The following is a 10231-nucleotide window of genomic DNA, read 5'->3' on the forward strand; positions in this document are numbered from 1 at the left end:
CAACTTTTCTACGCACTAAACACCGGACTCTCTATTAGCTTCTTAGTGGTGGGTTAATTTCAAAGTGAATATGATGATCGTGACCAATCATTGGAGTACAAAGCTTCTCTTGAATTAGCTTTTTATCGTTGAAGAAAACCGCCCCAACCTTTACCAGCTTTTGCTTGCGAATAGACTTGAGAATAGCTCGCGTAGCATCTTGATCGTATTCAGAACTCGACCAAAAAATGCCGCCAAAAGCCCCATTCCTTTTGGGTAAGTAAACATCGCACATCATGCCAGTTTCATGTCCATGATGGTCGGGAGTATCGCCTCCATGAGGAAGGCTAACATCGTTGATTGCAAATGGAGCCGCTTTGGGATGAGTATTGCGATAACTATTTTGATAGTCTTGGGCAATTACTTTAATAACATCAGCTAACCAGTGTGTTCCAAAATCGTGGTTATCTTGGGTGTCTTCCAGTTCACCGTTAACGAAACCATTATCAAGGTCGCTTTTTGGCATCAACTCCCACCGTGGTGCGTTAGCTGCTTGCAACCATCGATGAGTTATTCCACCAACATCAACTCGACCATCACCATTAATAGTACTGCGACCTGCAATAATTGATTGAAATAATTTGATTGCGTCAAATAGTCCTCTGTCTATATTTGCACTGTTAGGATCACCTACCCATTTGTAGCCTAGCTCATGCAATCGCGCTTTAATAGCCTTAACATCATCAGCTTTATTGACTCCGCCAATTCCTACACTACCACCGAGTTTGATTACCTTCGCTCCTGGTAAGCTGGATGCTGTAGGTTGTTGAGTGTTCTCATTGTCCTTGTGATCGAAAGGAACAACAACTTTAATTTGGATCTCTAGGGTTTGATTGTCAACAGCAACTATTAAGCGGCGATCGCCTTGTTGTTTAAAGACAAAATCAAATTGCCATTTACCATCCTGATTAATTGCTACATTTGGAATTGGAAATTGATTGTCGATCATAATCGACAAAACTTTGCCACTGTCAGTTAAACGTGCTACGCCTTCAACCCTAAAATTTTGTTCTACTTCAACTTCTTTTGGCGCACGAATTAGCTGTAGTTGTTCCACTGAAGCAGGAATGGTAACTCCACCTGCATTAGCCAGTAACTTTTGTGCCTCTGGAAGCAAGTCTACAACTTTACTGACATATTTAGGATCAGATGAATAGCCTTTAGCCTTGAGAAAGCCAAGGAAGTTTTCTGGTGTGTTGGCGTGATCTTCTAAGCCTTTATAGGGAGTGCGAGTTAAAAACTTCCAATAACCAATAATAAAAGCGTCTATATCTATAAATTTACAGAACTCAACTTCTTCTGGCTCAGAAGGAACTTTGATTTTTAACGGTTCGGCAAACCCTTTCATATCAGGATCTCGCCATTTTAATCCGGCGAAATTGTTAGCATTGACAGCTAGATCACTTTTACCTCTAGTAGATTCTAGTAACCATTGAGCAAGGGTAACTTCTTTTAAAATTTGCCGATTTATCTCAGTAATTCTTGTAGGTTCAATGCCAATCTTTGTAAAAATTAATCCTAAATCTTTATTAAAATAATTATTGACTAAATCATCTAGTAATGACATATCTTTATCCTATTAAAAACTTTTTGTAGATCCCTGAGTTCTTGGATAAGTCGGGGATCATAAAATTAGTTAATCTTTTTCTACAACTTTGGCGTGTTTAGCAAAAACAAAATGCCCATCTCGGTTTCCTTTACTTTTATCAGACCACTTAACCCAATAATGGTTTTCCTCAAAACGGACATCTAAAATTGGGTAATTTCCTGGAACAATATCGATTACAGATTCTTTAGGTAGTTCTGATGACTGTTCTGTAGAAGGTTTTAAGACAGTTTTTTCTGTAATTTCTAGACTGTACTTTTTATCAGGCTTAGGATCATCGTGATCGGACTCACCAATTAACCCATCTTTAATTGCTTCGGACATTTTTTCAGCATCAAAGCGATCCATATCTGCTTTGGAATCACAAAAGCAGCACTCAATTAAAATAGCTGGCATTTGTGTATTTTTGATAACATAAAAACCTGTACTTTTAACTTTTCTATTATTAAAGCCAAGTTTAACAATCTCTTTTAAAACTGATTGAGCGATACCTTTTGATGTATTGCTAATGGCAAAAATTTCTGTACCATTCGCTATAGTGTTGAACTTATTAAAGTGAATCGAAATAAAGACATTAACGTTATTAGCATTTGCTTTATTGACTCGTTGTCTCAGAGAATCATTTACACCACTAGCACTTGTGGGAGTGCAATCAATAACCGTATGACCTGCTGCTTTTAGTTTTTGTATCAGTTTTGTACCAACTGCTTTCGTTAGAATATCTTCTTGTTGGATACCTGTTGCCCCTGTATCGTGAGGAGGGCAATTATGTCCTATATCAATACCAAATTTCATAGAGTTGATGTCCTTTTTATAACTTGAGAGGTACGGGTTAATTCACTATATTGTATTAATTGTTAACCCAAATGCGTAGGCGTAGTCCGTTGTAGACATCGCCTTGTCAGTGAGATAAAGTGAGTTTTTACTGTAAATAAATGTAACATTTAACGTATATTTTAATTTCTACACCTCTTATCATCGATTCTGTTTCTGTTCTTCCTAAATTTATAAACAAGTTTTACTAGCTAAATTCCTGATAAGAGGGGAGAAAATTTTTCTTTTCTTGATATATGGATAATACTTGGGGTGGCATCCTCTCGACGGTCACCTCATCCGACGCTCGGCTTTGCCAGAGCGCGGGACTTCCCGCCTAATAGTTAAAAATGCGTAGGCGTAGCCCGCCAAAGATATCGCTTAATAAATATTTCGCCAAGCTTTTACCGTCCCTTTGCCAATTTCGCTATCCACAGTTTGACCTCCTTCCAAGACTAGTCTGATGTTTAAGTTCTCATCTGGAGCATTTTTCAAAGCAGTGGCTAGTTCTTGACTGACAGCAAATGTGCCGGTTGAACCGTCTAATTGAAAAACCTTTTCTCTGACCTTAAGTAAAAGTTTATCAACTTTCTTGGTAGTAACAAACCTAATAAAGTCAAGTCTAGGATACACACGACCTGCTGTGTAGAAAGAAGACCTTGCTTCACCCGAATTTACTGTTACGAGGACTCGAATGCTTGAAGGAGTCCACAAACTAAGAACTTGCTTTGAACCCTCACGGTACAAATAGCCACCTAAAGAGTTCCGGTCGAAAACCCCAATAAACTCTCCTTCAAAAGGGTCAACGATTCTCACAGTTTTCGACCAAGGCACATTGATGTCGGGGGACAGTCCTGCTGATTTGACCACTGGCAAATCGCTTGATGCTTGGGCAAGACTAGCTACCTCTTGAATGGTGAGAGCAGGACAAACTTGCGGTGAAAGCACAGCCAAGCTAGTCCCTAAAAGAAGAACTGGAATTGTCTGCGGTAAGTTCATCATAAGTCAGGGGTACAATCTTCAAAAACACTAATTGAACAGCCTTTATTAGTCATCCCCCGCAAGACTTTTGTTTACTATGAAGCTTTGACAATTGAGTAACTTCCAGTGTCTTGGGGCAATGTCTCTTAACTCGCCACATCCTTTACCAGACGCTTTGCGTAGCTTACTCTTAATAATACACAAGTACTAATATTTACGAATGCTTAAGTAATATCATTTAATATTGCTAAAGGATTTGAGCTTTTTGTACAATCCTTAGTAAACAAAATTTTATTTTTGACATACAGATAAAAGCAGACATTCCCAAACTAGCCTTGGTTGAGCGTAAGAAAGCAAGTATTTACGAGATTGTTCTAGCTGGTTAATGATGCTGGGTTGATGCCACTGCTGCCAGTAGAATTGCTGAAGATAATCAACTAACCACAGTTGGGCTTCTATATCTAAATCCTTATCAATTTTCTTCGCTAACTCCAAGGCTTTGCGGTAAGAAGCAGGGGCTTTTTTCAAATCCTCGAGTAACTCAGGGGGAATAGCTTGTAATTGTTCGTAAGATGCGATCGCACTTCCGGCGCTGCCAGCTGCTATGCTCAATACTGCCTGATTTTGCAAAATTCCCTGATGACCGATTTGTGTAAGCACAACAGCCAAAGACTGTGCATCTAAACGATAAAAAGGAATGCGTTGACAGCGTGACACCAAAGTTGGTAAAACAGACTCAGGTGTAGGTGCAATTAAAATTAACGTCGCCTGTCCTGGTTCTTCTAAGGTTTTAAGTAAAGCATTCGCTGCTGCTTCTGCCATTGTTTGCGCTTCCTCCAGCACCACCACATTCCTTGGTGCTTCCAAGGGTGGCCGACTTAGAAACTCAGCAATTTCCCGAATTTGCTCTAGCCGAATTACAGGTGGTGCCTTACGCTTAAGTCCTTTTTCTGTTGCTTCTGCTGCTGTTAATCGTTGCCCCTGGTATTGGTACGTTGGTTGCACCCATAATAAAGCTGGGTGGTTACCCTGACGCAAACGGTTTTGTAAACCCGTAGTGACTCCCATTTCACTAGAAAATAGCAATTCCACAAAACACTTGGCGGCTAAACTCCTTCCTACACCATCTGGCCCCACAAATAAATAGGCTGGAGCAACCCGCTTTTGTCTAACAGCTTGAGTGAGTAATTCTATGGCTTGCTGTTGTCCTACAACTGGTGCAAATGGTGTCCCGATAATTTTGGAATTTAATGCCATATTTTTAGCTTATACATAATCTTTTTTCAGTATAATTAGGGGCGCACAGCTAGCTGTGTGCCCCTACCGATAATTGTTGGCTGCTCAAGTAAATTAGGGAACCAACATTGAATGAGCATTAATCATCCCTGCCTGTTGAATTGTTGAAAAAGCAGCTTCCCCGATGATTCGATGAGCCGCAGCCGTCGGATGAATGCCATCCCAGAACAAAAACTGGTCTGGGTTACCACAGGTGCGACCGCTAGACAGGCATGGACTGATAACATTGGTAAAGTTAAAAGTTGCCGGATTTGCGATCGCATCTCGATATAGTGTGTTGGCATCTAATATCACAATCTCAAGATCGGAATGCTGTTGACTTATAATTTTAAGCGATCGCCTCAAGCCTTGATTATGTGCTTGTGTTAATGCACTAAGATTCACAGAATTCGTACTATTTTTAGTGGCAGGTAACTGTCCTAAATCTGGTAAATTTGCTACCAGAATCTTTTTAGCACCCACATCAGTTAGAGAGTTGATTGCCGTTGTCACATTTTTAACAGGAATAGTTGCATTGCTTACCCCTTGCAAGTAATCATTTGCTCCTGCCCACAGCACATACAAAGCATCTGAATTTGTCTGTTGATGTGTCTGTGTAAACGACTGCACTTGATTTAGCAAACTAGGTACATAATTGTTGCCAACACTGCCAGTAGTCGAGCCTCCGTAAGCAAAATTGTTAGTTTGCTTGGAGGACAGATGAAGAGATTCGGCAAGGTACTCAATCCAAACTCGACCATTCGAGTAACGCCCCTGAAAGTAAGTTGGGTTCGGTGGGTACATTCCTCCTGTCGCCCGGAATACCATCCCTGTATCCGAAAGACTGTCTCCAAATACGTAAATTTCTCTGATGGAATAAGTTTTATCCATAAATTTTGCCGCTACAACCATGATAAAAATTAGGAGAGCAAGTCCCGTTCTTAAAAACCACTGTTTTCTTTGCATTAAACTTTTCTGCAAACCCTAAAGACTACAGCTATCGATGATTATTCTTGTGAGTAATGATTGAGCTTGCAATTGAACACTTCTCTAAGTTAACAAGCTAGCTTGAGGGCTGGTGAGCAAAACCGGACACTCTCAGGTGTGGATTTTGCCTATTGTATTAATACAACGTTGTTGTGTTTTGCCCACAATGCGTAGGTGTAGCCCGTCGTAGACATCACAAGGAAAAACCTATCAAGTTGTTTATGGTTGCATAAAAGCGATCGCGGCAATTTCTGCAATGCTTAGGGAACTCAAAAGACGAATTAAAAATTGCATAAATGTTTAACTTGCCTCAGTTAAGTAATTAGAAATTTCAGCTAATCTCTTCTGCCTCTGAATTTAAAGGAGTCTCTATTGCTCCTTGTGTTCTTCAATTAGCTCACCCTTTTGGGTGAGTCATATATCAACCGATCAGATGACCTGACTGAAGGAAGCTGAGATTAATAATAAAGAGGAATCTATTAATAAAGAACACCGATCGCATTTTACCGAAGAATAGCCTTATGAAACTTGTTACCTTAATAAATTCCGGACTGATTTTTGCTTTTATTAGTCTTGTACCTGGAATCGCTGGCGCTCAAACAGCTACTAACAACACTAGTGAAATAGCTATTAACTCTAACAATTTATCGAGTAGTTCTACTTCTGTTAGTTACCTTGAGCCTTTCAATCTAGTTACTTTTGCTTATCAGGGAGGTTTAAAGCAACACGGGATTCCTAGTGGAGAAACATTAGTATTTCAAACTCTGAACAGAAATATTATTGCAAAAGATTTGGTGAAGGCTGCTGTTAATGCAGATAAATTACCATCACAAGTTTTAAACGATCAAAATTATTTAAGTGCTGTTAATTTACAACTCAATGCATTACCTGATTATGCTGCTGCTGATTGATTTGGTTTTTCCATATCTTTTTAGAAAGTGGAATTTTTCATTGTTATAGTATATTCGTACGTTTGTTAACAATATAAATAAAAGCATTTTACACTCAGCAATTGCGGAATTTGCTGTGTATAAAATAAGGTTTAATATTGAAAAAGAATTTTTTTATTTTGAGAGAAGTTGTGCCGCTAAGTTGCATTTTTAGTGTGCGAAAAGCATAGAAAATTGTATAATCGACAGCCTATCCACCACAAATTTCGTTTTCTATAGAGAATGACAGAAGTAATTAGATCCGGGAGCTTAAATAACATCGAGTCCATTGAGTTTGAAAAGCGGTGCTTGCACAAAGCCAGAGAAACAGGCGATCGCAATGGCGAAGTCACTTGTTTAAGAAGTTTAGGCAATGCTTACGACTCACTAGGCGAGTACCACCTGGCAATTGAGTTTTATCAGCAGTGGTTGGATATAGCTAGAGAAATAGGCGATGGCGCAGGCGTTGCCAAATCTTTATCTGGGTTGGGCAACGCTTACCAATCACTAGGTAAATACCAGCGAGCAATTGAATTTTATCACCAGTGGTTGAGTATCACCAGAAAAATAGGCGATCGCACCGGGGAAGGTATTTGCTTGGGAAGTTTGGGCAATACTTATGAATACCTCGGCAAGTATGAGCAAGCAATTGAGTTTTATCAGCAGTGGTTGAGTATCAGTAAGAAAATAGGCGATTGGACTGGGGAATGCATTTCCCTGGGAAGTTTGGGTAATACTTATGAATCGTTGGGGCATTACCAGATGGCAATTGAGTTTTACCAGCAATGGTTAAAACTGGCAACATCCATCTGCGATGCCTACGGCGGGCAAAGCCAACGCAATGGGAAAGCCATGGCCTTAAGTGGGTTGGGCAATGCTTATAAGGCTTTGGGACAGTACCAAAAGGCGGTTGAGTTTCATCAGTATTCATTAGAAATCAGAAGGGGTCTTGATGACCAAAATGCAGAAGCAAACGCCTGGTTTAATTTAGGTCTGGTGTTAGAAAAAATTAATCGGGAATCAGAAGCGATGGATGCCTTTTGTCATGCCCGCGAGATTTATCAGGCAATGGGGCTTGATGCAAGTCTGCAAGATTGTAACCATGCGATTGAGCTTCTTTCTCAGAACGTTGCAAGCGCAGGATCTCGTTTCTGGTTTGGGAGATGGTTAAGTCATTTGTCGCAGTTGTTCAAAGCTGGTGCTAACCAGTAATATCATGTCCGGTTAAAGACTTATCATTAGGACTGCAAGGGGGCAGGGGGCAGGGAGCAGGGGGAGAAAAAATTGTTTTGATTCCAAAAATTGGATAATTTATTTTTTGGAGTTCCCCTAGCAATGAAGCGAACATGATGTGACTAATGGATAAATCCCAGGTCGGTCGAAATTGGAGCAATATCAACGTTTCGAGTCCGCTAACTGAGCTTTTGAGGAATTATTCTAAATTAGCAGAACGTTGAAACACTACTGAAAGATTATTAGCTGGCATTTGGTAAGTTTGTTTCAAGATGAGATTTTGGGCGCTAGCTACTGCTACAACATCATCCAAGTTACGTATACCCCACTCTGGGTTTTGGGCACGTAAAGATTTGTCAAAAGCTGCATTACTCGGTGCTGTATGTTCTCCACCTTGTTTGAAGGGCCCATACAAATAGAGGATGCCTCCTGCTTTTAGAATACGAGCTGCCCCTGCCATTAACCCCAGACAAGCTGACCAAGGCGAAATGTGAATCATATTGATGTTGACGATCGCAATAATTGGCGAGGTATTCAGCCACTGGGTTACTGCCCCCTCTTCCACTGCCCAAACTGGTTCTCTAACATCAAGCTCAAGCGGTGGATAGATATTATTACATTTAAAGTGTTCAGTCCATGCAATAATGCTGGCTCTTCTTTGTGGATCTATATCTGTTGGTAACCACATACAATCTCTAAGTCTGGATGCAAAAAAGACTGCGTGTTCACCAGTACCACTGGCGATTTCTAAAATCGTCCCATTCTCAGGCAATACTTGTGAAAGTACTTCTATAATTGGTTCACGATTGCGATCGGTTGCTGGTGCGTATTGTCGTGCGTCTTGTAATGTCATCCGTATCGTTTTTAAACACCTGATTTCACTCTAACAATTTAGTCGAGGCATGGTATGCCGTGCCCCGACACCTTGTAATATGGTGCTATACCACATTTTAGTGGGAACCGTTATATTTTTTTCTGAGATAAATCCATCAAATTTGCTAGCTTGTAAACTACCCGCGCCCCGACATTACCATCCCACTCAGCATCACCGACTTCGCAAATATCAAAGCCAATAATTTTTCTCCCACTATTGACTAATTCCCGGAACAGACAAAATGCTTGCTCTAATTCCAACCCACCTGGAACAGGAGTACCTGTACTAGAACAGAGTTTTGGATCTAAACCATCTGCATCAAAGCTAATGTAAACAGACTCAGGTAAATGACTGATAATTTCTCGGCATAAATCAATCCAAGTTGTTCCAGAGTAAAGCTTTTGTTTAATGGCTGGGTCGTAATATGCAATAATGCGATCGCTAGATTGGTCAATCATTTCTACTTCGTCATGACTAATATCACGCAAAGCCACTTGCACTAGCTTGGAAATTTGCGGTATTTTCATCGCATTAAACATAATCGACGCATGAGAAAACTCAAATCCCTCATAAGCATCGCGTAAATCTGCGTGGGCATCAATGTGCAAAATGCCATAGTTTGCGTAGTTAGCCGCTAAGGCTTGGAAATAACCTAACGGCGAACTGTGATCTCCTCCAATCACTGCAACTCGCTTACCCTTGTTAATTGCTTCTTGACAATTTTCAAACAGCCATTGATTTACCTGTTGGCAAACTTGATTAATTTCTGTGAGGACAGGTGTTAAATCTGGTGTATCTGAGAGTTGTTTACCTTGGGCTAATCGCTCAATAATTTGTGCTGCCAAGGCGCGGTAGTATGTATTTTTTTCTAAAATATCTTGGGGAATTTCTACCATGAAAATTCCCTGCTTCCAACCATCAGGGTTATCGAAATCGAATAAATCCAGTTGAGTCGAAGCATCGAGAATTCGTTGTGGGCCGTTAGCTGTACCTGCGCCATAAGAAACAGTTACTTCCCACGGCACACCAAAGACAATCAGGTTTGCAGACTCATAATCGCAGGGCAAACCTAAGAGGTTGCCATTTACTTCACCTATGCCGCTAGGATTGTAGTCTTGTAATTGATTACTCATCGATTATCTTCTCGATTTACGTGGATAGACAGCACGCCGCCTAGTGGACATCTGCATTCTAATAAAAATTTTTCACAGACGGTAAACTACAGCGCTTTTATTACTTGGTCGTAATTGCGGCGATACACCTGTTGGGCGTACTCTTGCCACTCTTTATCTGACGAGTGGGGCGATGTCTACGACGGGCTACGCCTACGCCCTTTTTACTCAACAGTTGGTGTTAAAAGGTGGAGCGATCGCATGATTGCTCAATCTTACGACTTAGGCATCATGTAAAAATAAGTTGTACAAAATTTATTTGGAATAGCTTGCTAAATCTAGCTTTCGCACAAAAATTGTTCAGGTTATTTTTACACAAATC

General features: G+C 40.4%; 10 protein-coding genes. 3 read left to right on the forward strand and 7 right to left on the reverse strand.

Annotated features, from left to right (window positions below; genetic code table 11):
• Positions 1-34: 34 nt before the first annotated feature.
• From H6G26_RS11765 to H6G26_RS11785, 5 genes are all read right to left on the reverse strand, one after another.
• A complete protein-coding gene (locus tag H6G26_RS11765; RefSeq protein WP_190729422.1) occupies positions 35-1606 on the reverse strand; it encodes a glucosaminidase domain-containing protein in 1572 nt (523 codons plus the stop codon).
• Between the two features lie 69 nt (positions 1607-1675).
• A complete protein-coding gene (locus H6G26_RS11770; protein WP_190729423.1) occupies positions 1676-2440 on the reverse strand; it encodes an N-acetylmuramoyl-L-alanine amidase in 765 nt (254 codons plus the stop codon).
• Positions 2441-2839: 399 nt separating this feature from the next.
• The gene (locus H6G26_RS11775; protein WP_242053674.1) at positions 2840-3460 is read right to left on the reverse strand and encodes a hypothetical protein; all 621 of its coding nucleotides are present in this window, start codon (positions 3458-3460) and stop codon (positions 2840-2842) included.
• Between the two features lie 270 nt (positions 3461-3730).
• Complete coding sequence (locus H6G26_RS11780; protein WP_199326797.1) at positions 3731-4696, reverse strand: DNA polymerase III subunit delta'; 966 nt, start codon at positions 4694-4696, stop codon at positions 3731-3733.
• A 93-nt stretch (positions 4697-4789) separates the two neighbouring features.
• Positions 4790-5680, reverse strand: coding sequence for an SGNH/GDSL hydrolase family protein (locus H6G26_RS11785; protein WP_190729424.1), 891 nt, complete (start codon positions 5678-5680; stop codon positions 4790-4792).
• A 542-nt stretch (positions 5681-6222) separates the two neighbouring features.
• Here H6G26_RS11785 and H6G26_RS11790 point away from each other — a divergent pair.
• Positions 6223-6612, forward strand: coding sequence for a hypothetical protein (locus H6G26_RS11790; RefSeq protein WP_190729425.1), 390 nt, complete (start codon positions 6223-6225; stop codon positions 6610-6612).
• Between the two features lie 261 nt (positions 6613-6873).
• Complete coding sequence (locus H6G26_RS11795; RefSeq protein ID WP_190729426.1) at positions 6874-7842, forward strand: tetratricopeptide repeat protein; 969 nt, start codon at positions 6874-6876, stop codon at positions 7840-7842.
• Between the two features lie 220 nt (positions 7843-8062).
• Here H6G26_RS11795 and H6G26_RS11800 read toward each other — a convergent pair whose 3' ends face one another.
• Positions 8063-8716, reverse strand: coding sequence for a DUF938 domain-containing protein (locus H6G26_RS11800; RefSeq protein ID WP_190729427.1), 654 nt, complete (start codon positions 8714-8716; stop codon positions 8063-8065).
• Between the two features lie 110 nt (positions 8717-8826).
• Positions 8827-9870, reverse strand: coding sequence for an agmatinase SpeB (speB, locus tag H6G26_RS11805; RefSeq protein WP_190729428.1), 1044 nt, complete (start codon positions 9868-9870; stop codon positions 8827-8829).
• Between the two features lie 114 nt (positions 9871-9984).
• On the opposite strand from speB, the gene H6G26_RS11810 reads away from it, so the two are divergent.
• Positions 9985-10146: a hypothetical protein gene (locus H6G26_RS11810; RefSeq protein ID WP_190729429.1), complete on the forward strand. Its 162-nt coding sequence runs from the start codon at positions 9985-9987 to the stop codon at positions 10144-10146.
• Positions 10147-10231 lie beyond the last annotated feature (85 nt).

This window comes from Nostoc sp. FACHB-888, assembly GCF_014696655.1.
Taxonomy (GTDB): domain Bacteria; phylum Cyanobacteriota; class Cyanobacteriia; order Cyanobacteriales; family Nostocaceae; genus Nostoc.